28 protein-coding genes are annotated in these 25,690 nt (G+C 39.3%); 14 read left to right on the top strand and 14 right to left on the bottom strand.

Going from position 1 to position 25,690, the window contains the following annotated elements; all coding sequences use genetic code 11:
* Positions 1–368 precede the first annotated feature (368 nt).
* Entirely contained in the window at positions 369–1,655 is a 1,287-nt protein-coding gene (locus tag N7Z68_RS10665; RefSeq protein WP_275118466.1) for a homocysteine synthase, read from the bottom strand.
* Between the two features lie 107 nt (positions 1,656–1,762).
* Positions 1,763–2,374 carry a helix-hairpin-helix domain-containing protein gene (locus tag N7Z68_RS10660; RefSeq protein ID WP_275118465.1) on the bottom strand — a complete coding sequence of 204 codons (612 nt, stop codon included), beginning with the start codon at positions 2,372–2,374 and terminating at the stop codon, positions 1,763–1,765.
* Positions 2,375–2,413: 39 nt separating this feature from the next.
* On the opposite strand from N7Z68_RS10660, the gene N7Z68_RS10655 reads away from it, so the two are divergent.
* Both N7Z68_RS10655 and comER read left to right on the top strand, forming a co-directional pair.
* Positions 2,414–2,680, top strand: a complete 267-nt coding sequence (locus tag N7Z68_RS10655; protein ID WP_275118464.1) for a DUF2533 family protein — start codon at positions 2,414–2,416, stop codon at positions 2,678–2,680.
* Between the two features lie 112 nt (positions 2,681–2,792).
* Complete coding sequence (comER, locus tag N7Z68_RS10650; RefSeq protein ID WP_275118463.1) at positions 2,793–3,629, top strand: late competence protein ComER; 837 nt, start codon at positions 2,793–2,795, stop codon at positions 3,627–3,629.
* A gap of 57 nt (positions 3,630–3,686) precedes the next feature.
* Here the strand turns inward: comER and N7Z68_RS10645 are convergent, their stop codons facing one another.
* From N7Z68_RS10645 to yqeH, 7 genes are read right to left on the bottom strand one after another with little or no spacing between them, the layout of a single operon-like run.
* The gene (locus N7Z68_RS10645; protein ID WP_308447224.1) at positions 3,687–4,430 is read right to left on the bottom strand and encodes a class I SAM-dependent DNA methyltransferase; all 744 of its coding nucleotides are present in this window, start codon (positions 4,428–4,430) and stop codon (positions 3,687–3,689) included.
* An 18-nt stretch (positions 4,431–4,448) separates the two neighbouring features.
* A complete protein-coding gene (gene rsfS, locus N7Z68_RS10640) occupies positions 4,449–4,802 on the bottom strand; it encodes a ribosome silencing factor (protein WP_275118462.1) in 354 nt (117 codons plus the stop codon).
* Positions 4,803–4,818: 16 nt separating this feature from the next.
* Positions 4,819–5,385, bottom strand: a complete 567-nt coding sequence (gene yqeK, locus N7Z68_RS10635; protein WP_275118461.1) for a bis(5'-nucleosyl)-tetraphosphatase (symmetrical) YqeK — start codon at positions 5,383–5,385, stop codon at positions 4,819–4,821.
* The gene (locus N7Z68_RS10630) at positions 5,354–5,950 is read right to left on the bottom strand and encodes a nicotinate-nucleotide adenylyltransferase (protein ID WP_275118587.1); all 597 of its coding nucleotides are present in this window, start codon (positions 5,948–5,950) and stop codon (positions 5,354–5,356) included. The genes yqeK and N7Z68_RS10630 overlap by 32 nt, the downstream gene beginning before the upstream one ends.
* Positions 5,951–5,973: 23 nt before the next feature.
* Positions 5,974–6,267, bottom strand: coding sequence for a ribosome assembly RNA-binding protein YhbY (gene yhbY / locus N7Z68_RS10625; protein ID WP_275118460.1), 294 nt, complete (start codon positions 6,265–6,267; stop codon positions 5,974–5,976).
* Between the two features lie 5 nt (positions 6,268–6,272).
* Positions 6,273–7,112 (bottom strand): shikimate dehydrogenase, encoded by an 840-nt coding sequence (gene aroE, locus N7Z68_RS10620; protein WP_275118459.1) that lies wholly within the window; start codon positions 7,110–7,112, stop codon positions 6,273–6,275.
* A gap of 14 nt (positions 7,113–7,126) precedes the next feature.
* Positions 7,127–8,233 carry a ribosome biogenesis GTPase YqeH gene (gene yqeH / locus N7Z68_RS10615; RefSeq protein WP_275118458.1) on the bottom strand — a complete coding sequence of 369 codons (1,107 nt, stop codon included), beginning with the start codon at positions 8,231–8,233 and terminating at the stop codon, positions 7,127–7,129.
* 695 nt (positions 8,234–8,928) lie between these two features.
* On the opposite strand from yqeH, the gene N7Z68_RS10610 reads away from it, so the two are divergent.
* A complete protein-coding gene (locus tag N7Z68_RS10610) occupies positions 8,929–9,069 on the top strand; it encodes a sporulation histidine kinase inhibitor Sda (RefSeq protein WP_275118457.1) in 141 nt (46 codons plus the stop codon).
* Between the two features lie 332 nt (positions 9,070–9,401).
* Here N7Z68_RS10610 and N7Z68_RS10605 read toward each other — a convergent pair whose 3' ends face one another.
* Entirely contained in the window at positions 9,402–9,605 is a 204-nt protein-coding gene (locus tag N7Z68_RS10605) for a hypothetical protein (RefSeq protein WP_275118456.1), read from the bottom strand.
* Between the two features lie 542 nt (positions 9,606–10,147).
* Here N7Z68_RS10605 and N7Z68_RS10600 point away from each other — a divergent pair.
* From N7Z68_RS10600 to mnhG, 7 genes are read left to right on the top strand one after another with little or no spacing between them, the layout of a single operon-like run.
* Positions 10,148–12,571 (top strand): Na+/H+ antiporter subunit A, encoded by a 2,424-nt coding sequence (locus N7Z68_RS10600; RefSeq protein WP_275118455.1) that lies wholly within the window; start codon positions 10,148–10,150, stop codon positions 12,569–12,571.
* Positions 12,568–12,993 carry a Na(+)/H(+) antiporter subunit B gene (locus N7Z68_RS10595; protein ID WP_275118454.1) on the top strand — a complete coding sequence of 142 codons (426 nt, stop codon included), beginning with the start codon at positions 12,568–12,570 and terminating at the stop codon, positions 12,991–12,993. The genes N7Z68_RS10600 and N7Z68_RS10595 overlap by 4 nt, the downstream gene beginning before the upstream one ends.
* Entirely contained in the window at positions 12,993–13,331 is a 339-nt protein-coding gene (locus tag N7Z68_RS10590; RefSeq protein ID WP_275118453.1) for a Na(+)/H(+) antiporter subunit C, read from the top strand. The genes N7Z68_RS10595 and N7Z68_RS10590 overlap by 1 nt, the downstream gene beginning before the upstream one ends.
* A complete protein-coding gene (locus N7Z68_RS10585; RefSeq protein WP_275118452.1) occupies positions 13,324–14,805 on the top strand; it encodes a Na+/H+ antiporter subunit D in 1,482 nt (493 codons plus the stop codon). Before N7Z68_RS10590 ends, N7Z68_RS10585 begins: the two co-directional genes overlap by 8 nt.
* A 5-nt stretch (positions 14,806–14,810) precedes the next feature.
* A complete protein-coding gene (locus N7Z68_RS10580; RefSeq protein ID WP_275118451.1) occupies positions 14,811–15,287 on the top strand; it encodes a Na+/H+ antiporter subunit E in 477 nt (158 codons plus the stop codon).
* Positions 15,287–15,568, top strand: coding sequence for a Na(+)/H(+) antiporter subunit F1 (locus tag N7Z68_RS10575; protein WP_275118586.1), 282 nt, complete (start codon positions 15,287–15,289; stop codon positions 15,566–15,568). Before N7Z68_RS10580 ends, N7Z68_RS10575 begins: the two co-directional genes overlap by 1 nt.
* A complete protein-coding gene (gene mnhG, locus N7Z68_RS10570; protein ID WP_275118450.1) occupies positions 15,543–15,911 on the top strand; it encodes a monovalent cation/H(+) antiporter subunit G in 369 nt (122 codons plus the stop codon). The genes N7Z68_RS10575 and mnhG overlap by 26 nt, the downstream gene beginning before the upstream one ends.
* 604 nt (positions 15,912–16,515) lie before the next feature.
* Here mnhG and N7Z68_RS10565 read toward each other — a convergent pair.
* The 4 genes from N7Z68_RS10565 to N7Z68_RS10550 all read right to left on the bottom strand — a co-directional run bounded on the left by N7Z68_RS10565 (position 16,516) and on the right by N7Z68_RS10550 (position 21,375).
* Entirely contained in the window at positions 16,516–17,850 is a 1,335-nt protein-coding gene (locus N7Z68_RS10565) for a (Fe-S)-binding protein (protein WP_275118449.1), read from the bottom strand.
* Positions 17,847–19,259, bottom strand: a complete 1,413-nt coding sequence (gene glcD, locus N7Z68_RS10560; RefSeq protein WP_275118448.1) for a glycolate oxidase subunit GlcD — start codon at positions 19,257–19,259, stop codon at positions 17,847–17,849. Before glcD ends, N7Z68_RS10565 begins: the two co-directional genes overlap by 4 nt.
* Before the next feature lie 176 nt (positions 19,260–19,435).
* Positions 19,436–20,578, bottom strand: coding sequence for a CdaR family transcriptional regulator (locus N7Z68_RS10555; protein WP_275118447.1), 1,143 nt, complete (start codon positions 20,576–20,578; stop codon positions 19,436–19,438).
* Positions 20,575–21,375, bottom strand: a complete 801-nt coding sequence (locus N7Z68_RS10550) for a phosphatidylserine decarboxylase (protein ID WP_275118446.1) — start codon at positions 21,373–21,375, stop codon at positions 20,575–20,577. Before N7Z68_RS10550 ends, N7Z68_RS10555 begins: the two co-directional genes overlap by 4 nt.
* A 123-nt stretch (positions 21,376–21,498) precedes the next feature.
* Between N7Z68_RS10550 and pssA the strand changes: the two genes are divergently transcribed.
* From pssA to adh, 4 genes are all read left to right on the top strand, one after another.
* On the top strand, positions 21,499–22,038 hold the full coding sequence (pssA, locus tag N7Z68_RS10545) for a CDP-diacylglycerol--serine O-phosphatidyltransferase (RefSeq protein WP_275118445.1): 540 nt from the start codon (positions 21,499–21,501) through the stop codon (positions 22,036–22,038).
* A gap of 133 nt (positions 22,039–22,171) precedes the next feature.
* Positions 22,172–22,444, top strand: a complete 273-nt coding sequence (gene hbs, locus N7Z68_RS10540) for a non-specific DNA-binding protein Hbs (RefSeq protein ID WP_275118444.1) — start codon at positions 22,172–22,174, stop codon at positions 22,442–22,444.
* 395 nt (positions 22,445–22,839) lie between these two features.
* A complete protein-coding gene (locus N7Z68_RS10535) occupies positions 22,840–24,000 on the top strand; it encodes an iron-containing alcohol dehydrogenase (RefSeq protein WP_275118443.1) in 1,161 nt (386 codons plus the stop codon).
* A 156-nt stretch (positions 24,001–24,156) separates the two neighbouring features.
* Entirely contained in the window at positions 24,157–25,677 is a 1,521-nt protein-coding gene (adh, locus tag N7Z68_RS10530; protein WP_275118442.1) for an aldehyde dehydrogenase, read from the top strand.
* The last annotated feature ends 13 nt before the right edge of the window (positions 25,678–25,690 follow it).

Genomic DNA, 25,690 nt, shown 5'->3' with positions numbered 1-25,690 from the left:
TAAGGGCTTCTGAGTTACCTAAAGTAAACAAAAGTGGCTTTTTGAAGCGAATAAAGGCCTTTCAGTGCCCTATCATATTCCATGTTGCAGCTACCAGTTATTATTAAGCACATGAAGCTTGTGAAGCCTATGAAACGAGCGATATGAATGTGAAGCCCTTCTCCCAGTAAAACGCCGAACGCGCAGCCAGCTGCAGCAAAACTAAGCTGACATCCCACATCCCCGTTTCGCGGACCTCTACTGCCCCCTGCCAACCAAAAGTTTCTTCTCAAGAAAAAGAGGTGACTCCAGTAACGTGATACGACAATAAAATGGACGTCATCACATCATACTGCGTACAAACTACTTAGGAGTCACCCTCATCCTGCTTAGCTTTGGCTTTTTACAAGTGCTTGCTCAATATCTGAAATAATATCATTCGCATTTTCGATCCCAATCGAAAGACGGATAAGCTCTGGAGTTACGCCAGCTGCTCGCTGATCGGCTTCAGATAATTGTTGGTGCGTTGTGCTTGCAGGGTGAATGACAAGTGATTTTGCATCTCCTACATTGGCAACATGTGAAAGCAATTCTAATGCATTAATGAATTTCTTACCTTCTTCTGTACCACCCTTAATACCAAATGTAAGAATTGCCCCTTTACCATTTGGTAAGTATTTATTGGCTAAATCATATGAGCGGTGTGACGGCAGACCTGCATAACTTACCCACTCGACAAGCTCATGGTTGTCTAAAAATTGAGCCACCTTCTCAGTATTTTCACAATGACGCTCCATACGTAAGTGAAGCGTTTCTAATCCTTGTAGTAATAAGAAAGAGTTTAACGGAGCAATTGCTGGTCCGAGGTCACGTAACAGCTGAACACGCGCTTTAATAATGTATGCCAGGTTTCCTAAAGCTTCAGTGTAGACTAAACCATGATAACTCGGATCCGGCTCAGACAACCCAGGAAACTTTCCGTTACCCCAGTCGAACTTTCCAGCATCAACGATTACTCCACCAATGGATGTTCCGTGTCCACCCATAAATTTAGTCGCTGAATGAACAACAATATCTGCGCCATGTTCAATTGGACGACATAGTGCAGGTGTTACAAGTGTCGCATCGACCATAAGCGGAATCCCATTTCGGTGCGCAACTGCAGCAACGGCTTCTACATCGAGAATGTCTCCTTGAGGATTTCCAATCATTTCACCATATAGTAACTTCGTATTAGCTGTGATCGCACGTTCAAATGCTTCAGGATCCGTTCCATCAACAAGATGAACAGTAATTCCCATCTTTTTTAACGTATGTACAAATAAGTTGTACGTTCCCCCGTATAATGCACTTGAAGCGACGATTTCATCACCATTTTCACAAATGTTAAGAATAGCAAGATGGATCGCAGAACTTCCGCTGGCTGTAGCAAGTGCGGCAACTCCACCTTCTAGCTCAGCCACACGTTTTTCAAATACGTCTTGGGTCGGGTTCATAATACGCGTGTAAATATTCCCAGGTTCTGCCAAAGAAAAAAGGTTTGCTGCATGTTCAGTACTTTTAAAGCCGTATGATGTCGTTTGATAGATAGGTACAGCTCTTGATTGCGTTGCAGGATCTACTTCTTGTCCTCCATGAACAGCTATAGTTTCTAAAGACCACTTGTTCTCACTCATGCTTTTCTTCCTCCTACTCCCACCTAAAAATCAGATAGAAATTATATGAATTTTGCGCTGATTATATCTTTAATCCAACCAATTGTCAATGTATTATGAGTTTTCTGTTATCTAGTTGTTATTTCATCGCTCATTTTTTCAATCGATTTTGGACCAATGCCTGAGACATTCTGCAGGTCATCAATTGTTTGAAAGGGACCATTTTCATCGCGATAAGCAATGATAGCAGTTGCTTTTGCCGGACCAATACCGGGGAGCTTTTGAAGTTCTTCGGCTGTTGCCTGATTAATATTAACTTTTCCATTTTTACTTGTTGATGATTCATTACCGACCATGACTGAATCAATCATTGTCGAATCTTCCTCCCCCACTTTAGGGATATAAATCGCCATCGCATCAGATAGAATGGCTGCTAAGTTAATTTTCATTTCATCTGCATCTGGCGTTAACCCCCCCGCTAATTCAATTAAGTCTTTCATTCTTTGACCCTCTTCAAGCTCGTAAACACCGGGTAACACAACTTGCCCTTTTACATCGACAATTATAGAAAATTTTTGTTCAACCGGAACTTGTTCATTGTCCGCCTCTTCTTCAAAGTACCAATTTAATTCTTCTGCATCGGAGTTGTTGTCAAAGTTAAAAATAAAGCTTAAACTTACTACTAGAAGTAATACTCCAATCAAACTAACGAGCACTAGCTCACGCTTGGAGAATTTCATCAATCACTACACCTCGCTTTCGGAAAGGATGTTAAAAACATGAGTGTACACTTAGCGATATCTAAACAGGTTGAAAACCATATAAATGGACAAACGGAATTTAAAAGACTAGATGCCATGCGTGAAGCAACTATTGAAAAGGTAGTAGCTGATGCGAAGAATGGGAAGGATTTTTCAGTTACTGAAATTAATCAAATTACAAATGAGATGAACGGAATAGCGATGAAGTTTGGTTTTCCAACTAGAAAAACGGTGACAAAAGAAATGGTTTCAGAATACGCAAATAGATCGAATACAAACGGTTAATTTAAAAACAAACATAATACGATAGCATCCCTCATATATTTACCTTAAAGACTGTCTAGAGGACATTCTGTAACCCCTAGTAGCACAGCGTGAGGAAAGGGAGGGATGCAACATGAATATTGGGATAATCGGTACAGGAAGCATGGGAACCATTTTAATTGATTCCTTAATTGAAGCAAAAGCTGTCACTCCATCCCAGCTGTTCATTCATAATCGCACATTAGAAAAGGCAAAAAATCTTGAGAAAAAGCACCAATCTCTTAACGTATGTGAAACACCAAATGAGGTTGTACAGAAAACGGACTTCATTTTCATTTGTGTAAAACCTTTACAATTTCACTCGTTGTTAGAATCGATTCAAGCGGATTTGTACAGCAGTCAGTTACTCATTTCCATTACAAGTCCGATTTCCGTCCAGCAGCTTGAACAGATGGTAAATTGTAAAGTGGCAAGAGCAATTCCAAGTATTTTGAACCGTGCACACGCGGGTCCTTCACTACTTAGTTTCGGCAGCCGTTGTTCGAGTAAAGACAAAGAAGTACTCACCTCCCTTCTGAGTCATATTTCTACCCCTCTTGTCATTGATGAAAATGTTACGAGAGTGGCTTCGGATATCGTAAGTTGCGGGCCTGCTTTTTTTAGTTACATTTTACAACGGTTTGTGGATGCGGCTGTAAGACAAACCGAAATTACAAATGAGGATGCAACGACACTTGCAACGAATATGATTATCGGAATGGGTAAGCTGTTGGAAAAAGAGGTATTTACATTACCAACATTACAACAAAGAGTCTGTGTACCTGGGGGCATCACGGGTGAAGGAATTAAAGTATTAGAGGAAGAGATTGGCCCAATGTTTGATCATCTTTTTCAACAAACACATGCCAAGTATTACGAAGACAAAGAGTTGATTGAACAACAATTTTCATCTAAAACATACAAAGAATAAGACAAGAGACTTTACTTCGTCTCTTGTCTTATTCTTTGTTGATATTCAAATTCCTGCTTATATTTTTTGCGCCACAAAGAAAATTCGCTCACTTACTTCAGTAACCTCTCCACCGAAGTCTGCGCTGATTTCAAGGACTGAAAAGCCCGCGTCTTTTAACCACTGCTTATATTGGTCAATACTATAAGTCCGCTGTTCATGAAACTCTTCATAACGAGTGTAGGTCTGATCTTCATTTTGAACAAAAAACGTCAAATCGTGTTCCACACTATATGGATACTCACCTTCGAACGCCTGCCAAATATAGGAGATCTGTTCATCAGCATCCGCAAAAACTTGCCCGGTAAAGATTTCATCCATTTTATAACAAGAATGAACATCAAAGATTAATAAGCCATTATCTTTTAATGATCGGTTAAAAGCTGACAATGCAGCTTGAACATCATCCTCATTCGGTAAGTAGTTTAGACTGTCACAATACGTAAGAACAGCGTCAAAATGACCTAGTCCTTCCAGATCTCTCATATCCTGCTCAAACAACTTCGCAGTTACCTTTTCAGCCTCTACCTTTTTATTGGCAACAACTAACATATCACTCGATAAATCTACCCCTGTCACATCGTACCCAGCTTTGGCTAATCGAAGCAATAGTTCGCCAGTCCCGCAACCAACATCTAATAGCTCGCTAGCCTCTGGTAAATATAGGTGAAGCTTGTCTTTTGTGAAATTTAACCACTCGTCATACGGTGCGTCCTTCATTAATTGATCATATAAATAAGCAAACTGCTCGTAGTTCATCATTTTTCCTTTCTATTTACCCTACAGTAGTTCCCCTTCAAGCTCCATCACTTGTGCGTCGCCCCATAGTTTTTCTAAATTGTAGTATGAACGCTCATCACGGTGGAACACATGAACGACAATGTCATTTAAGTCAACAAGAACCCAGCGTGCTTGGTCAAACCCCTCTAAACGTTTTAAATCGAATCCGTTTTCTTGAGCGACTTTCTTTAATTCATGTGCAATTGCCTGAACTTGCTTATCTGAGTTCCCGTGACAAATGATAAAATAATCGGCAATTAAAGAAACACCCTTCATATTAAGTACAACAATATCTTCGGCTCTCTTATCATCAATTGCATTAACAGCTAATTTTAATACATTTTTTACATCCATTAAGTTAATTACCTCCTTATTTTTTCCATTCAGTTACTAAGTGATTGTAAGCGGCTAATGTATCCGGGTATACGAGGTGATCTTTTTTCATTAAAAATGTCATTGTATTACGTAACGACATTATACAAGCATAATTCATGTCTTTAGCAGCCGCTTCTCTCACTTCTTCGACACCAGGAAAATGCCTCCCAGGTTCAATATAGTCAGCTAAAAAAACAACCTTTTCTAACGTCGTCATCCCCGGTTTTCCCGTCGTGTGATAACGGATCGCAGATAATACTTCCACATCGTCAATTCCGACCTCATGTTTTACCCAATACGCTCCACATGGGGCATGAAGCAGTTCATCACCATAGTGAAGAAAATCCATGCCTAAGTTTTGCTCTTTGATGAGTTGACGCATTTCTTCTTTTGGCCGAAATTTAGCATAATCGTGGAAAACGCTAGCCAGTTCCGCTTTTTTTTGATCGATCCCTTCTTGTTCAGCAAGTTGTATAGCCGTTTCCATCACGCCGATTGTATGAATATAACGATGCTCGGTTAAGTGTGGTTTAACGATTTCTAACGCTTGCGCTCGTTCCATATAACTGTCTCTCCTCAATAAACTGACGGACTTGTTCAGGCACAAAGTAGCGAATACCTCGCCCTTCCTTAAGTCTTTCTCTAATATCTGATGAAGAAATGTCCACTTGTGGGATTGTTAACAATTGCAACTTCTCCGCATACTTGGAAGATTGTGAGTACCCAGGTCGCTGCAGCCCTACAAACGTCACGTACTCAAACAACTCATCGATCCGTTCCCACGTATGAAGTTGTTCAATCATATCTCCACCGATAATAAAGTAAAATTCAACATCTGGTAATTTCATTTTAAGCTCTTTTAATGTGTCTACTGTATAAGATGGCCCATTTCGCTCCAACTCAACAGTAGATACAGTAAATTGCTCAACACCTTCAATTGCTTTCGTTACCATCTCAATACGGTCAGTAACAGATGATACTTCATCGTTTTTTTTATGGGGAGGAATATTTGCTGGCATAAACCATATTTCATCTAACTTACATTGCTCCAGCACTTCTTGAGCAATAAGTAAGTGTCCGATATGCGGAGGGTCAAAAGTACCTCCAAGAATACCGATTTTTCGCACCATCCTTCTCCCCTTTTTTCTAATTATTGTGGGAGCTCCAGCTGTTTATTTTCTCTTGATTCTTTGTACAGTACTATCGTATTCCCAATCACTTGAACAAGTTCAGCTCTGGCTCCTTTAGTTAGATCATTGGCCACTTCATCTTTATCATCTTCACAATTTTGTAAGACGCTTACTTTTAATAATTCTCTCGCTTCTAATGCATCGTTAATTTGTTTAATCATATTTTCATTCACGCCGCCTTTTCCTACTTGAAAAATCGGTGTGAGGTGATGTGCCTTTGAGCGTAAAAAACGTTTTTGTTTTCCCGTTAACATGTATTTTAAAATCCTCCTAGTTGTTGTAATACAATATTTTCCATTCTTTGGCGGTCAGGTGCAGTACCTGTCCACTTTTCAAAAGCGAGCGCCCCTTGTTCCACAAACATTCCTACTCCGTTTATGATGGTTGCTCCCTTTCCTTCTGCTTCACGCAAAAATTTCGTTTGTAAGGGATTATAAATTAAGTCACTCACGACTGATGCCTCGCTTAAGTTCTTCAAAACAATCGGCATATCGTCTGTGTGAGGACTCATTCCAACTGAAGTTGTATTTATAATTAATTGATATTCGGCCAATCGTTCCCCGGCTTCTTCTATTGAAAGAACCCCGACGTTTGCCTGACCGCAATTACATTCACTTGCAAGTGTAGCTGCTTTTTCTGTTGTACGATTAGAAATGTGCAAATCGGAAACCCCGTACCGGGAAAGAACCGTAAACACAGCGCGTGCAGCTCCGCCGGCACCAATGATCATTGTCTTCATTTGCTGAAGGTTTGGTCCAGTTACTTTTAATAATGATTGTAAGTACCCTTCTCCATCTGTGTTATATCCGATTAATCTTCCATCTTCATTTACAACTGTATTTACAGCCCCAATTAATTTCGCTTCATCATCAACCTCATCAAGAAACTTCATCACATTCACTTTATGAGGAATAGTTACGTTAAATCCCTTTATTCCTAATGCACGTATACCTGAAATTGCAGCTTCAAGATCCTCTTCCTTTACATCAAAAGCGTGATAATGATGGTTTACGTTTAGGTTTCTAAAAGCATCATTATGCATACTTGGTGACATAGAATGACTTACCGGATGACCAATCAATCCAAATAGTTTCCCCATCGTTCTCTCCCCTTTTAAATGAGCGCTGGTCGAATCGTCACACCTACACCTTTAGGAGCGTATGCTTGGACGCGTACATTTTCTTGATGTATCGAAACCCAGCCCAAACCTGAATAAACAATATCGCTTTTTTCTTTGATGTAAAATTCATGTTTAACTAGTTCCGGCAGGTTTTCTTTTGTTTCTGGCCCCGGCGGTGACAACAATTCACCTAGGTGATTTTGATACAACTCATCTGCCTTCTCTAATTTCGTACGATGAATATTAATTTCGTTAGAGAAATAACAAACAAATGAACCTCTTTCACCCTCTACATAATCAAACCTTGCTAAACCACCGAAATATAATGTTTGTTCTTCGTTTAGTTGAAACACCATAGATTTGATTTCTTTTTTCGGTGTGATCGTTTTTAATTCTTTTTTATCAATATAATGAGCAATTTGATGATGATTAATAATACCTGGTGTGTCATAGAGAGCTGAGCCATCATCTAAAGGGATATCAATCATATCTAAGGTCGTTCCCGGAAAGTGAGATGTCGTAATTAGTTGCTCCTCATCTCCACCGAATTCTTTAATGATCCGATTAATAAATGTGGACTTCCCGACATTTGTACAACCTACAACATAAACATCTTTACCTTTTCTCAATTCTTCAATCCGATTAGCAACATCTAATACACCATGTCCTTTTTCCGCGCTAATCAACATCACATCAATCGGTTTCAAACCTAATTCTTTTGATGAGCGCTTCATCCAGTTGACCAATTTGTTAGGGTTCAGCGATTTAGGAAGTAAATCGACTTTATTACCTACTAAAAGGACATCATTATTACCTACAAAACGGTGTAAACCAGGTAACCAACTACCATTGAAGTCAAAGATATCAACAATTTTTACGATGAGAGAATTAGTATTCCCTAACGTATTTAAGATTTTTAAGAAATCATCATCGGTTAATTTAACATCTTGGACTTCATTATAATGTTTCAAACGGAAGCAGCGTTGACAGATAATTACATCGCGTTCTAATGCTGAAGCTGGGGCATACCCCAATTCACTTTTATCAGTGGATTGAACTTTGACACCACAACCAGCACAAATAATATCTCTTTCTTCCACTATTCATCCTCCAATGTTCGTGCTTTTAAGTGATTTACTTTTTCTTTACACTTTTCCTTATTCCTATTATTTGAAACAAGTATCTTGTTATCCTCTTATGTCTAATGATTTTCTGGAAAATGTGTAAGATCTTTTCTTTCCGGGTATAGCAATTGACGTGTTCTATTTGTCATCAAAGGATAAATGTTCCAAACCTTTAATCAAACCGTAAGTATACAATTTTTTTCTGTTTATTTCAATGATTTTATCTTGAGGAGTTGCTGCATTTATGAAACAGCTTATGTTATGTAAAAATGCGCTCAAAAAATAATCTGTCGCTTTAGACAACGTATCTCTAAAAAATATGAGATATTTCGAAAGAATTCGTTTTTTTTTCAAAAAAAATTAAAAAAGTTTTCGACAAAAATTGGCTGTTATCTACACTGTGGATAACTTTATTCACCTATTAACATCTTATAAATTATGGAATTTTTACATTTATAAACAAGTAATCAACAAGTTATCCACTGTCAATTGTGGATAAAACGAACGGTTGTTCTATTTTTTTGTACATGTTAGGATTAGGTTACAACAAATTGGAAATCCTATTAGTATATTAATCGAACTAGTAAAACATGCTTAATACATAAAAGTATACTCGTTAACCGTTACTTTTTAATCGCCAAGTAAATTTCCTTTTGAGGAGGTTAATATTAATGAAGAAACTATCAGATGATCTATTAATTGAAACGTATTTTAAAGCGATCGAACTTAAATTAAGTGAAGATTTTATCTACCTCATTAAACTTGAAATTGACCGTCGATCGTTAGCAGACAAAATTAAACTTTCTTCTTAAGACACCTTAGAAAATCAACAGGCCGACTCGGTATATTCTCGAGTTGGTCTTTTTTGTAATATATTTTTGTAAACACGATTAAATGTGCGTTGCTTATGGCGATTTCGTTAAGTAACTTAAAGGTTAAATGTAAAAAACGCCCTTCTCACAACTTCTCCTCTAAACCATAATAAAGAAAACTCGCCGATTAGGCGAGCCCTTTAAGCGAAGACAGCGGCGTTATTGTACTTAGTTCATTCCTATTATACGTCGAATAATCTTCTTTGCCGACAATTTATCTTTTTAATTACGAAAAAGGACACCCAAGCAACTGGTTTTGGATATCCTCTGCTTTATCGAATTTTAATATATTCTCTCGGCCTAAACGGTTCAAGCTGTTGGATTTGTTGCGGTGCTTCTAGAATACCCATATTTTCATGCTCTTCATCTAAATTATACATTTGTATCATGCGGTCATTAAATGAATCAGCTTGCCAGGCAGCAATGAACATGATCGTAAAGATGGACAGCGCAACTAAACCTTTTCTAAGTCTCATTTTTTTCACTCCAGTAAGTTCTAAAAGAAAGTGGTTGTACTTATAGAATGAAAAATAAACCAAACTTTTATACATGGATTTAGTAAAAAGTTACATATTTTTGTCATTTAGGTGAAAACTATCAATGTTTTTACACGCTTTAAAAAAAAATTTTTTTTTCGTTTTTGCGAATTTCTTCATATTTAAAATAAACGATAAATACTGAGTGTTTTGCTATGGTTTCAAAGGTGCAAGTGTTTTTAATTTATTATATAATTTGTTTTAGCCTTGTAATGTCCGCATATCATGAACGATGAAGCACCTGTTTTTAACTGAAATGACTTTTTTGTTCGTACACGTATTTCTTTGACATAGCAATCTTGGTGTTCTCTAAAGAGGCTGAATCAAATGCTAGTGATAAGTTCCTCAAGATAAATGAATAGTTACAATCTTAAATCGTGATATGCAACTATTCGTTTATGGACTCAGGAAACTTAACACTGATGACTCAGCCTCTTTAAGTCTGATATGTCACATAAAATAATTTAAGGAGGTAATAAACATTGACTGCTCTACACTGGGCTACAGTAGCACCATTTTTACTAGCCATTCTTGTTCCATTTCTTTATAAGTATATTAGAAATATACATACGGGCTGGTTCGTACTGGCATTACCCGTTTTCTTATTTATTTACTTCATTCAATTTCTTCCGGTGACATCGAATGGGAATGTCGTAAAACATACAGTTCCATGGGTACCTTCTTTAGGCATTAATTTCACTGTTTATGTGGATGGACTTAGTTTACTCTTCCTATTACTGATTACCGGAATTGGTTCTCTTGTAGTTCTCTATTCGATCTATTACTTGTCAAATAAAACAGAATCTCTAAATAACTTCTATGTTTATTTATTAATGTTCATGGGGGCAATGCTTGGAGTTGTTATTTCTGACAATTTAATTGTCTTATACGTTTTCTGGGAATTAACAAGTTTAGCGTCATCCCTTTTAATTAGTTATTGGTTCCACCGTGAGAAGTCGATTTACGGGGCACAAAAATCAATGCTTATTACTGTGTTCGGCGGATTTGCAATGCTTGGTGGTTTCTCACTGCTTTACGTCATGACTAATACGTTCAGTATTCGCGGCATTATTGAACAGGCAGCTGTCATTGCAAATGATCCGTTAATTTTACCTGCTATGCTTCTCATTCTATTAGGGGCATTCACTAAATCAGCACAGTTCCCATTCCACATCTGGTTACCGGATGCGATGGAAGCACCAACACCTGTAAGTGCATACTTACACTCAGCGACAATGGTTAAAGCCGGTATCTATCTAGTTGCTCGCTTGACTCCTGTTTTTGGCGGGTTGCCAGAGTGGTTTTGGATCATTTCAGTGTTTGGTATATTCACGTTGCTATGGGGCTCAGTCTCAGCTGTTCGCCAGAAGGATTTAAAATCTATTCTCGCCTTCTCAACGATCAGTCAGCTTGGTTTAATTATGGCATTACTAGGTCTAGGCTCAGCTTCTTTATACTATGGTACAGGGACAGAAGCTGCACTTTACTATTCTGCAGCTACATTAGCAGCGGTCTTCCACTTAATTAACCATGCAACATTTAAAGGCGGCTTGTTCATGGCCGTCGGTATTATCGACCATGAAACAGGGACACGGGATATTCGCAAGTTAGGTGGATTAATGGCCATCATGCCAATTACCTTTACGATCTCTTTAATTGGTCTTGCAGCAATGGCAGGTCTTCCTCCATTGAATGGTTTCTTAAGTAAGGAAATGTTCTTTACAGGAATTTTAAGAGCTTCTGAGCTAGACATTTTCAATATGCAAACGTGGGGCTTACTTTTCCCTGTAGTCGGTTGGATTGCTAGTGTCTTTACATTCGTCTACTGTACGATCATGTTCTTCAAAACGTTCACTGGTAAATTCAAACCTGAAAACTTCGATGTAAAACATGTACACGAAGCACCGATTGGAATGTTAATCAGTCCGATCATCTTAGTATCATTAGTTGTTATTTTCGGATTTTTCCCGAACCTGCTATCTTACACTGTAATTGAACCGGCAATGGCGGCAATTCTTCCAGGTCTGTTGGATGAAGGTCAGCGCTTCTATGTCAATATTTATCATTGGCACGGGTTCAATACCGAATTATTAATGACGATTGGTGTAATTGCTGTTGGGGTATTCATTTATTTAACAGCGAAGAAGTGGATGCAGTTAAATGTTTACCTAAAAGAGCGCGACCCGCTAAATTACTTTTACGATCAATCATTAGTTGGGTTAATTAAAGGCTCTACTAGCGTTACTCAAATTCAAATGACTGGATTATTACGTGATTACTTTGCTTACATGATTACGTTCACAGTTCTTTTACTTGGATACACCTTTATCAGATACGATGTTTTTGCCATTGATACAGTCAATGTAGCTACCATCTCACCTTACATGTGGATCTTAACACTCGTATTTATTGCAGCAACACTATCCGTTCCGTTTATTAATCACCGAATTACTGCCATCATTATTGTCGGGGTAATCGGGTTCTTGCTCGCTCTATTCTTCGCTGTATTTAGAGCGCCTGACCTTGTGTTAACTCAGTTGCTCGTTGAAACAGTAATGGTCGTATTGTTATTACTTGCGTTTTATCATTTACCTGAGCTTAGAAAAGAAAAATTCACTCCACGCTTCAATGGTGTGAACTTAATCATTTCAATTGCTGTCGGTATTTTTGTAACGGTAACTGCATTTAGTTCATTTGCTCTTAGTACGTCCAATGGAATTGAGCCGATCTCTCAATTTTTCGTGGAAAACTCTTATACGCTGGCTGCCGGTAAAAATATGGTTAACGTTATCCTAGTTGACTTCCGTGGACTTGATACGTTACTAGAGGTACTCGTACTTGGAATAGCAGCACTTGGAGTAGTGACGCTTATTAAGTTAAGAATGACTGGGAGGGAAGATGTATGAGGTCGAACAACGTAATGCTTCACACAATCACGCGGATTGTTACTTTCATTATTCTTGCCTTCTCCGTCTACTTATTTTTCGCGGGTCATAACAATCCAGGTGGAGGATTTATCGGTGGATTAATGACGGCAAGTGCTTTATTGCTCATGTATTTGGGCTTTGATATGAAAAGTGTAAAAAAAGCAATCCCATTTAATTTCACTCATATGATTGCGGTGGGTTTATTAATTTCAATCTTTACGGGACTGGGAAGTATCGTTAGCGGTTTTCCTTTCTTAACCCAGTTCGATCGTTATGTTACAGTCCCGTTTTTAGGCGAGTTTCACTTAACAACTGCATTACCGTTTGATTTAGGCATTTACTTAGTTGTTGTCGGTATTGCATTGTTAATAATCTTAACGATTGCGGAGGATGATGCTTAATGGAAATCTTAATGTCCATCACAGTTGGTGTCCTCTTTATGGTCGGTACGTATTTAATCTTAACGAAAAGTTTGTTACGCCTTGTTTTAGGATTAATGCTGCTTTCTCATGGTGCACATCTATTGTTACTAACAATGTCGGGATTAAAAAGAGGAGCCCCTCCTTTACTAGGAGAAGAAGCTCCCTTCTATGCCGATCCGCTGCCACAAGCATTAATTCTGACAGCGATCGTTATCAGCTTTGGTGTTACGGCATTTTTACTCGTTTTAGCTTATCGAACATATAAAGAGCACAAAACAGATGATTTAGATAAATTAAGGGGAACTGGCGATGAATAATTTAGTAATATTACCAATATTAATACCATTTATCATCGGGACTGTACTCATCTTCCTTGCAAACAAGCATAAGATCCAACGCGCAATCAGTGGGATTACAGTTTTTGCTCTTCTTGGTGTATCTATCTACTTAGCCGTTTTAGTCTATCAAGAAGGCATTCAAACAATAGAACTAGGTAACTGGCAAGCACCATTTGGTATCATCCTAGTTGCTGATATGTTTGCTACGATGATGGTCGTGCTTTCAAGTATTGTAGGTCTTGTCTGTTTATTTTTTGCCTTTCAAACGATTTCAAATGAACGCGAAAAATTTTACTTTTATCCGTTTTACTTTTTCCTTCTGACAGGGGTAAACGGTGCATTTTTAACAGGCGATTTGTTTAACTTGTTCGTATTCTTCGAAGTTATGCTTATTGCATCGTACATTTTAATTGTTATGGGCGGAACCAAATATCAACTACGTGAATCTTTAAAATATGTAGCTATCAATATATTTGCTTCCATCCTGTTTATCGTCGGTGTTGCTTATATTTACGCAGCAACTGGTACGTTAAACATGGCCGATTTAGCAGTTAAAGTTGCTTTACTAGAACAACAAGGGGTATTAAATGTAATTGCGATCCTCTTCCTGATCATATTTGGAATGAAGGGTGCCTTATTTCCACTCTACTTCTGGTTGCCTCGTTCTTACTATGGCCCGCCTGCTGCGATTGCCGCACTATTCGGGGGTCTCTTAACTAAAGTAGGAATGTATGCGATTATTCGAATGTTTACGTTAATCTTTAATCATGACCCTGGCTTTACACATACGATCATTCTTATCCTGGCTGGATTAACAATGTTCTTTGGGGTATTAGGAGCGGTATCACAGTTCGACTTCAAACGTATCCTTTCCTATCACATCATTAGTCAGGTTGGTTACATGGTAATGGGTCTTGGTATCTTTACACCGCTTGCGATTGCGGGTGCGATTTATTATATCGCTCACCACATTATCGTAAAAGCTGCACTATTCCTATTTGCGGGAGCGACACAAAAGTTAACAGGTACAACGAACTTAAAAGAGATGGGTGGAATTTTAAAAACACATCCTTGGCTGTCTTGGTTGTTCTTTATTTCTGCGATTTCTTTAGCTGGTATTCCGCCGCTTAGTGGGTTCTTCAGTAAGTTTGCCCTCATTCTTGCGGGCTTTGAAGAAGGACGTTACATTATCGTTACCGTTGCCCTAGTCGTAGGTTTACTAACCCTCTTCTCAATGATGAAAATCTTTATCTATGCTTTCTGGGGAGAGCAGAAGATGACTGAAAAGCAAGCAAAACAAAAAGTTGGAAAGTTAATTCTCCCAATTGTTCCTTTAGTCATTTTAACGATTGTGTTAGGCTTCTTCGCAGAACCGATCTTCTCATATTCACTAGAAGTTGCAGAAGAGCTTTTAAATCCATCGATTTATATTAATTCTGTACTTAAGGAGTAGTTGCTATGGCTTTTCAAATTTTATTAAATCTCGTCATTGCTGTCATTTGGGTCTTCTTGCAAAATAGCTACACCTGGGTCGACTTTTTAATCGGTTATGTAGTTGGTTTGTTTATCCTGTTTGTACTCAGACGTTTTCTTAAATTCGATTTTTACTTCAGACGTGTGATTGCAATAATCAAGCTGATCTTACTGTTTAGTAAAGAATTAATTCTAGCCAACTGGGATGTTATTAAGATCGTATTAAGTCCTAAAATGAATATACAGCCTGGAATTATTGCGGTCCCAACTAAATTAAAAACGGATTGGGAATTAACACTATTAGCTTCTCTCATTACGTTAACACCAGGTACATTATCGATGGATTTCTCGGATGATAATAAAATTCTCTATATCCATTCCATCCATGTTCCTGACAAAGAAGAGATGATCAAACAAATTCAAAATACGTTTGAAAAAGCCATCATGGAGGTGACCCATTGATGCTGCAAACTGTGTTGCAAATTGTTCTAGTCATCATGTCCATTTCACTTTTCGTTTGCTTCATTCGAGCGATTATTGGACCAACTATGTCTGACCGTGTGGTTGCACTAGATACATTTGGTATTAATTTAATTGGCTTTGTTGGAATCCTCATGATTATTCAAGAAACAACGGCCTACGCAGAAATCATTCTAGTCATTAGTATTCTTGCTTTTGTCGGTTCCATTGCATTAGCTAAGTTCTTAGAAAGGGGTGTTGTCTTTGATCGAGATAATAATTAGCCTGTTCGTCCTATTAGGCGGCCTTCTCAGCCTTTTAGGCGCGGTAGGCATGATAAGGTTCCCTGATGTGTATGGACGCTTACACGCGGCTACAAAGAGTGCTACATTAGGCGTTATTTTAATCATGACAGCAACCTTCTTGTTCTTTCTTCTTTATGAACAACTGTTTGTTGCAAAAATCTTACTAACGATCCTCTTCGTCTTCTTAACAGCACCGGTCGCTGGTCTAATGATGTCTAGATCGGCTTACCGCATCGGTGTCCCGCTGTGGGAACACAGCATTCAAGATGATCTGAAAGCGAAGATGGAAAAAGACAAGAAAAAGAGTCGTGCCAAAAGCTAAAGGAGTTTTCTCCTTTAGCTTTTTTGTTGGAGAAGAGAAAGAATCCTGTTTGAGAGAGTAGAGAGGAGTGAGATTAATTGCTTGAGTGTGCTTCTAGGGGGAGCTCGGTTAGATTGCTCCTCTTTGGTTACCACTCTCTCCTCTGGTTTCCTCTTGCGGGCACCATTGTTGCTCTTAGATTACCGCTCCTGCCTCTTTTTTTCTCTTGCGGGTACCATTGCTCCTCTTTGATTACCGCTACATCCTCTTTTTCCTTCTTGCGGGCACCATTGCTCCTCTTTGGTTACCGCTACATTCTCTTTTTCCCTCTGGCGGGCACCATTGCTCCTCTTTGATTACCGCTACATTCTCTTTTTCCTTCTTGCGGGTACTATTGCTCCTCTTTGATTACCGCTCCATCCTCGGTTTTCCTCTTGCGGGCATCATTGCTCCTCTTTGATTACCGCTCCCTTCTCTTTTTCCCTCTGGCGGGCATCATTGCTCCTCCTCTTTGGTTACCGCTGCAGCCTCTCTTTCCCTCTCACCAGCATCAGCACACAAAGAAGCCCGGTTTTACTCAACAAGAGCAAAACCGGGCTTCTACAAACATTATTAATCTTTTCAGTTATTTGTGCTGTTCTGCATATCTTACCGCATCAGCGAGTAAATCGACAATGTGCACGGCACTAACTTCTTTTGTCAGCTTCTCACGCTCAACGCCGGCTTTCATTTGTAACAGACAGCCCGGGTTTGCCGTAACGATCGTTTGTGCTGTGGTGTTTTTGGCTTGTTCCATCTTATAATCTAAAATTTCATTCGCCATCTCAGGTTGAATGATATTGTAGATCCCTGCAGACCCGCAACAGTGATCGGCATTCTTCATTTCTCTAAATTCAACACCTTCGATCGCTTGTAACAACTTACGCGGGGCAGAAGCGGTTTTCATCACGTTACGTAAGTGACAAGAGTCTTGATACGTGACGATCTGTTGAGGAAGCTTCATCTTTGGCATTCCCACTTCAACTAAGATCTCGGAGATGTCTTTGACACTTTTAGCAAAGGCTTGTGCTCGCTCTGCCCATTCTGGCTCATCCTTTAAAAGATGATCGTACTCTACCAGAAGAGCTCCACATCCGCCCGCATTTGAAATAATATAATCAATTTGCTCATTCTCGAAGGCGACGATGTTTTTCTTCGCCATTTCCTTTGCTTGATTTTTTTCACCACTATGAGCATGTAACGCACCGCAGCATCCTTGGTTATTTGGAATAACGACTTCACAACCAGCTTTTTTCAATAAAAATAGCGTAGAATCATTGGTTTCCATAAACATCGTATCCATTAAGCAACCTGAGAAAAAGGCCACTCGCTTCTTCTTAACACCTTCTGCTTCCACATAGGTCGGACGGTTTTTCATCGCTTTTGGTGATGGAATTTGAGGCAGTACCTTTTCCATCGTCGCCATGCTTCCTGGCATTAATTTTAGAACATTCGTTGTCTGAACGACTTTTTGCACACCCGACTTCTGATAGAACCATATCAGGCTGTTCAAAGAGCGCATGCGGTTTCGATATGGGAATAGTTGTTCAAACACCGTTTTACGGATGACACGAACAGGCAAGCTGTGTTTCTTCGTTGTATTTAAAATATCTCGTGCTTCTTCTAGTAAGTGCCCGTATTTTACACCTGACGGACAGGCTGTTTCACAGGCACGGCAGCCTAAACATAGGTTTAGTTGTTTTTCAAAATCTTCATCCGGTTCCATTTTACCATCGACGACTGCTTTCATTAAGGCAATACGCCCGCGTGGTGAAGCGGCTTCGTTCTGGTCGTCTCCGTACGTCGGACAGGTCGGTAAACAGAAACCGCAGCGCATACAGTTTAACAGTTCGTCATAATCCATACGCTTCTGAAATTCAATCACGGTTTGAGTTTTTTGTTGTTCTGTTACTTTACTCATCGTTGTACAACCACCCGTTTCTTTGTTTCTTTGGCAAACACTTTACCAGGGTTCATAATGTTATTTGGATCGAACGCGAACTTCAATGTTTTCATTGCATTTACGCCCTCTTCTCCAAGCTTCCATGCAAGGTAAGGGGCTTTCATAACACCTACACCATGCTCTCCCGTAATCGTGCCGCCTAACTCAATCGCTTTTGCAAATATATCAGCAAACGCTTCTTCTACACGTTCAATTTCTTCTTGATTACGCGCATCTGTCATACAAGTCGGATGTAAGTTCCCATCACCAGCATGGCCGAATGTACAGATTTCAACTTGATGCTTTTCCGCAATTTCATCGATCGCTTTAACCATCTCAGCAATTTTCGAACGAGGAACAGTTGCATCTTCTAAGATTGTTGTTGGTTTTTTACGTGCCAATGCTGAAAGTGCCGCACGTCTAGCCGTCGCTAGTGCTAACCCTTCTTCTGCTGTTTGAGCAATTTGAACAGATTTCGCCTGCTGTTCACGGCAGATTTCTGCAATCTTTTCAATATCACGTTCTACCACTTCACGAGGCCCATCTTGTTCAATTAAAAGAACAGCACCAACATCTGTTGGTAATCCAATTTTCGCAAAGTCTTCAACCACTTCTAAAGTACTTTGATCCATAAACTCAAGTGTTGCTGGAATAATTTTATTGGCGATAATTGAGGACACAGCTGCTCCAGATGCTTCTAAAGAGTCAAAAAGAGCGAGCATCGTCTTTTTCGTTTCAGGGATTGGAATAAGTTTCAACGTCGCTTCAGTAATGACTCCGAGTGTTCCTTCCGCTCCAACCATTAATCTCGTAAAATCATAACCAGCCACATCTTTAGCGAGTTTCCCGCCTGTACGGATGACATCGCCATTCGGCAGCACGACTTCTAATGCGATCACGTAATCACGAGTTACCCCGTACTTTAATCCACGAAGTCCGCCTGAATTTTCATTGATATTGCCACCGATCGTTGATATTTTCATTGAACTTGGATCTGGCGGATAAAAAAGACCTTTTTCTTCTACTGCGTTAATCATATCTAACGTAATCACACCTGGTTGAACCGTCACTGTTAAGTTTTCTTCGTCAATTTCTAAGATCTTGTTCATATGCGTAAATAACATCACAATACCGCCCTCTAATGGACAGGTGCCTGCACAAAGATTCGTACCCGAACCACGTGGAACGATTGGAACTTTAAATTCATTACAAACCTTTACAATTTCTTGAATCTCCTGCGTATTTCTCGGCTTAATAACCGCATCCGGCATCGCTTGATAATTGGGTGTCGCATCATATGAATACACAAGTAAACTTTCTTGTGAGTCTAATAGATTTTTAGGTCCAACAATTTGGATTAACTTTTCTTTCACTTCAGCTCGCAGCATAATAATCCTCCTGTATACTAGATAAAACAGATAGAAGTGTACGATGGAGAAATTCACCCTATCTTTTCTCAACCCAACACTTAATCAGGTCATCTGATCAATTTTCATATCTCTAATTATAAAAAAATAATCCTCGTCGGGCTATGTGTAAAAACACAAAGTTAGACAAGGATTATTCAAGTATTATTGTAGGTTTCTCTAGTTTCTTTCCAAAATATATAGGCAATGTAACAAGTTGCTAAAAACTTCGGGTCTTTTAAATTCCCGCCTAAGCGCTCATGGATCCGCTTTAGCCGATAATGCAGCGTGTTAATATGAATATGTAGGTGTTCTGCCGTGTCTTTTAATGACATATGATAATAAAAGTAGGTTTCTAATGTGTCCATCAATTCGGGGTCTTCTGTCATATTCCCTAAAACCTTCTCAGCGACTTCTAGCTTCATGTCTACGCTTATTTCAGCAAGGACGCCTTCTAATGTCAATTGCTCATATAAAACGACTGGATCGGCATCTGACGCCGTCTGCAAGGCTTTCTTTGCTTCACTATAAGATTTTAAAACGAGATCTGGGCTTTGTCTCGTACCAACTCCAACAAAAATAGTCGTTTGCGTGAGTTGCTCTAATTGTTTCCGCATCGTTTTTAGCTGTTTAAGGAAATTTATTTCATCTTTTTGATGTTTAAGTCCTTTTAAAAGTAGAACACGCCCCTGCCCAGCTCGGACGATCGTATGAATTGCTGGGTCGGAAAACAGAAGTCGCAGTCGTTCTTCCGTCTCTTTTTCAACTAAATGTAAATCAGCGTTGTTCATACTTTTTAAGTTAATCAAGACACACATTCGCGATAGGTCCATGTCGAGCCCTAACAACTCACCTCGTTCATGAAAATCTTCGTCAAACTCGCGATTGTGGATCCATTCATATACAAATGTTTCGATTCCACGGATTTCAGAATTCAACTTTTCAGCCGAATGGGCTTCTTGAATAATTAATTCGGTCATCCGTTGAATGAGTTCACCAAAGGGAGACACCGTTTGCGGATCACCAGTAATCCCAATCACACCTATGACGTCATGTTGAAAAAAGATCGGTAAGTTTAATCCTGCTTTCACACCTTCTAACGAATGAACATCCGCATCGGTAATTTCCATCTTTTGCTTTGAACGAAAAACGCGCAGTGCCCCTTCATGAAGATGACCCACGCGATGACTATCACTGGCGGCTATAATGATGCCTTCTTTGTTGATAACGATTACTTCTTCGTCAATGACTTTCGTAACTTCATTCACTATACGCTGCGCCAATAACGAAAGGAGCTTCACTGCTCTTCATCCTTTGAAGGATGGATCGTACCAATTCTCATTCCTACTTTTACATCAGCAGGACATTGCAACTGAGGATCTAAATCGACTAACCCTTTTTCAAATAAAAGAATGACCGTTGAACCAAACGTAAAGTAACCAATCTCAGCACCTTTAGTCACCTCTTCATCATGATGGGTTATCTCAATACTATTCACATTTAATGCACCGACTTTAACGATAGCCATGTGTTTTTTATTGACGTCAATTTCAGTGATGTGACGATAATTTTTCGATAATGGACGCTTTCCATATTCCAGACCTTGCTGATTTACAGGATACGATTTTTTTCCGAGATACCAGCGTTCAAGGACACGACCAGAAATTGGACTATGAATACGGTGATAATGACTTGGACTTAAATAAAGAATAACAAAAGTACCTCCACAATACAGTTGACTCTTTACTTTACTGCCGAGCATTTCATCAAGTGTATAATCTTGTCCTTTAACACGAAACGCAGACTGTTCATTTAGAGGGCCAACGTGGGCAAGCACCCCATCAACCGGGCTAACGAGAGCATGTTCATCGGCATCGATCGGTCGAGTGCCTTCTTTTAAACGCCTCGTAAATAATTCATGTAAACTTTTATATTCATGTAATGGTTTTTCCATTTCTTCTGTATTTAATTTATAAGTTTTTGTAAAGGAACGATTGATGCCTTTACTTAAGCGGGAAGTCGTAAATGTACGTAACAAATGAGAGTTAACACGATTTCCAGATAATTCAACAAATGCACGATATAATTGCTTTTTCACAAAATACCTCCGAATAGACAATACTTTTTTCTCTAGTAGCCAACAGCCCTTTATGATATCATAAAATTTTAAGACAATTCAATATCTACTCCAATTTTTTACATAAACTTAAGGAGTGAAGTTATGTTTTTATTACAACACTTAGATCAAACCGTTAAAAAAATAAAAAGTCAAGCGGCAAATCTCATTACATTGATTAATTTAGGGTTTGGTGCCATGGCGATTTTATTAGTACTACAAGGCGAATTACGGACGAGTTTACTATTAATTACCATCGCTGCCGTATTTGATCGTCTTGACGGTATGGTCGCTCGTAAAACAAATACTACATCGGAACTTGGAAAACAACTCGACTCCCTCAGTGATATCATTTCATTTGGTGTAGCCCCTGCTATATTATTATACCAAGGTGTTTTATTTACATTTGGAATGCCAGGCGCATTTTTCGCCATTATTTTTATCGCTTGCGGCGCCATTCGACTCGCACGATTTAACGTCACGGATACGCACGGCTTTTTTGTTGGATTACCGATTACAGTAGCCGGACTCTTATTAACATTGAGTTTTTTACTGATCGATATCATCCCTGATTATCAATTTATGTTCATTACTTTAATTCTAGCATTTCTAATGATTGGTACCTTTAAGATACGAAAAGTATAGAAATTTATCAAAAAAACGAGAAAAAAATGGCATTTTTTCATGAAATTCTCTCTAAAGTCTTGACACTACTAGGGTTTCACGATTAAATTTGAGATGCAGGCAATTATTTATAGTAATGAAAGGGAGTTTTTCCATGAACAAGACAGATTTAATTAATTCAGTTGCTGAACAAGCAGAGATTTCTAAAAAAGATGCAGCGAAAGCAGTAGACGCTGTATTTGAAAGCATTACTGACGCTTTAAAAGATGGTGGAAAAGTTCAATTAGTTGGATTTGGAAGCTTTGAAGTACGTGAACGTTCTGCTCGTAAAGGACGCAACCCGCAAACTGGTGAAGAGATTGAAATCCCAGCTACTAAAAACCCAGCGTTCAAACCTGGTAAGCAATTAAAAGACGCTGTAAACTAATTGTATATTTATAGTTGAATGAAAAAGCGATGGACAAGCTCCATTGCTTTTTTTGTTTTTTCACTTACGCTTTGACGTTAGCCTTCACTTGATGAGACCTTATTAATTATTACGTTTGGCTCATTGGACAATCGTTCGTCCAATTCGGCCGAAAAATCGGCAACGATTCAGTTTCCACAAATTGTTTAGCATTTTCATTTTTTGCAAAAAAAGCCCCTTCCATTCATTTCCCCTAAATTTTTTCTAATCGATTTTAAGTGTTGATCCAATAAGGTTTCGCCTCCTTAGCTATTTCCCTATAACCCTGTTTTTTATTTAATATTTAAAATATTCAAACTTTTGGCACAGTGTTTGCATTATAAGTTGTGAATTCAATTTTAAGGGGGAGTTTTACAATGGCAAACGAACAAGTATATGGATTTTATATTCCAAACGTCAATTTAATGGGTGTAGGAGCAGTGAAAGAAGCTGGACCACGAGTTAAATCTTTAGGATGCAAAAAAGCATTAATCGTTACCGATGAAGGTTTAAACCAAATGGGTGTAGCTGACGAAGTTGCTGCGCTCATTCGTGAAGCTGGTGTTGAAGTCGAAATTTTCCCTGGTGCTGAACCAAACCCAACCGATACAAATGTCCATGATGGATTAGCTGTTTACCAACAACAAGGATGCGATGCAATCATTTCATTAGGCGGCGGAAGTTCGCATGACTGCGCAAAAGGAATCGGTCTTGTCGCAGCGAACGGTGGTAAGATCCACGATTATGAAGGAGTTGATCAATCTTCTTCACCGATGCCTCCACTTGTTGCTATTAATACGACTTCAGGTACAGCAAGTGAAATGACACGCTTTTGTATTATTACAGACACAGAAAGAAAAGTGAAAATGGCGATTGTCGACAAACATACAACGCCTACAGTTTCGATTAACGATCCGATTTTAACAGTGAAGAAGCCTAAAGGATTAACTGCGGCTACAGGAGTGGATGCACTCACTCATGCTGTTGAAGCTTACGTATCAACGAATGCAACACCAATTACAGATGCTTGCGCATTACAAGCAATGAAAATTATTAGTAAAAACCTTCGTGCAGCTGTTGCAAATGGTGAAGATATCGAAGCAAGAAACCAAATGTCCTATGCACAGTTTTTAGCAGGAATGGCGTTTAACAATGCTTCCTTAGGATACGTTCACGCAATTGCTCACCAATTTGGCGGGATTTATAACTTACCTCATGGTGTGTGTAATGCGATCCTTTTACCTCACGTTGAGCGATTTAACTTAATTGCAAAACCTGAACGCTTTGTCGATATTGCCGTTGCTTTAGGTGAAAATGTAAGCGGTTTATCTACAAGAGAAGCTGCTGAAAAAGCAATCACAGCCATTGAAACACTGACAAAAGACGTTGGAATTCCAACCGGCTTTAAAGAATTAGGTGCCAAAGAAGAAGACATTCCAGTCCTTGCTGAAAATGCTATGCGAGACGCTTGCGCATTAACAAACCCTCGTAAAGCGACGATGGATGAGCTTCAAGAGATTATCCGCGCTTCTTACTAAAGGAACTTTTTGTCCTCCTTTTTGAAGGTATATGGTACACAAAACACATAAAGGTTAAGATATTCATTTCGTAAAATAGTTCACAAATCACAACCACAAATCGGGATGGGTCTATTCCCATCCTTTATTTCATATAGATAGATGGAGGTAATGGACATGATTTATGCAAACCCAGGAGAAGTAAATGCAAAAGTTACATTTAAAAAACGATACGAAAATTACATTAACGGCGAATGGACAGCCCCAGTGAACGGTGAGTATTTTGAAAATAAAACACCGGTAACGGGCCAAGTCTTTTGTGAAGTCGCACGCTCATCTGCTGAAGATATTGAGATGGCTCTTGATGCCGCACACGCAGCAAAGACAAGCTGGGGAATGACATCACCTGCTGAACGCGCCATTATTTTAAATAAAATTGCCGATCGCATGGAAGAAAACTTAGAAATGCTTGCGGTGGCTGAAACGTGGGAAAACGGAAAAGCGGTTCGCGAAACATTAAATGCGGATATTCCGCTTGCGATTGACCACTTCCGCTATTTTGCTGGTGTCGTTCGCAGTCAAGAAGGAAGTATCTCGCAAATTGACAGCAACACGGTGGCTTATCATTTTCATGAGCCATTAGGGGTAGTTGGCCAAATCATTCCGTGGAACTTCCCAATCTTAATGGCCGTATGGAAGCTTGCTCCTGCACTTGCTGCTGGAAACTGCGTCGTTCTTAAGCCAGCAGAACAAACGCCTGCATCCATTTTAGTTCTTATGGAACTAATTGAAGACTTACTTCCTAAAGGCGTTGTCAACATCGTCAACGGCTTCGGTGTTGAAGCAGGTAAGCCGCTCGCTTCTAGTGATCGTATCGCAAAAATTGCATTTACTGGAGAAACAACAACGGGTCGCCTCATCATGCAATATGCATCTGAAAATATCATTCCTGTTACGCTTGAGCTTGGCGGAAAGTCGCCGAATATCTTCTTCCCAGACATTATGGAAAAAGACGATGCCTTTTTTGACAAAGCAATTGAAGGATTTGTCATGTTTGCCTTAAACCAAGGCGAAGTGTGTACATGCCCGTCTCGTGCCCTTGTACATGAGTCGATTTATGAGCCGTTTATGGAGCGAGTACTTCAACGTGTCGAGGCGATTAAAACAGGAAACCCGCTAGATACAGAAACGATGATGGGTGCTCAAGCATCTCAAGAACAGCTAGAGAAAATTCTTTCTTACTTAGAAATTGGAAAACAAGAAGGTGCCCAATGCTTAATTGGCGGAGAGCGCAATGAGTTAGGCAATGAATTGAAAGACGGTTATTACGTGAAACCGACTGTGTTTAAGGGAGACAACAGCATGCGTATCTTCCAAGAGGAGATTTTCGGACCTGTTGTAGCGGTAACGACGTTTAGTGACGCAGAAGAAGCGCTTGCCATTGCCAATGACACGTTATACGGATTAGGGGCTGGTGTATGGTCTCGTAACATCAATACAGCGTACCGTTTTGGCCGTAACATAGAAGCGGGTCGTGTCTGGACGAATTGTTACCATGCGTATCCTGCTCATGCAGCATTCGGCGGCTATAAGAAATCGGGTATCGGCCGCGAAAATCATAAGATGATGCTCAGCCATTACCAGCAGACGAAAAACATGCTCGTCAGTTACAGTGAAGACGCGCTAGGATTCTTTTAAAAACATAGATCAT

The organism is Alkalihalobacterium chitinilyticum (genome assembly GCF_029028005.1).
In the GTDB taxonomy this organism is placed as follows: domain Bacteria; phylum Bacillota; class Bacilli; order Bacillales; family Bacillaceae_F; genus Alkalihalobacterium; species Alkalihalobacterium chitinilyticum.
The sequence above is the reverse complement of the archived record's forward strand: the minus strand, read 5'-3'. Positions and strand labels throughout refer to the sequence as shown.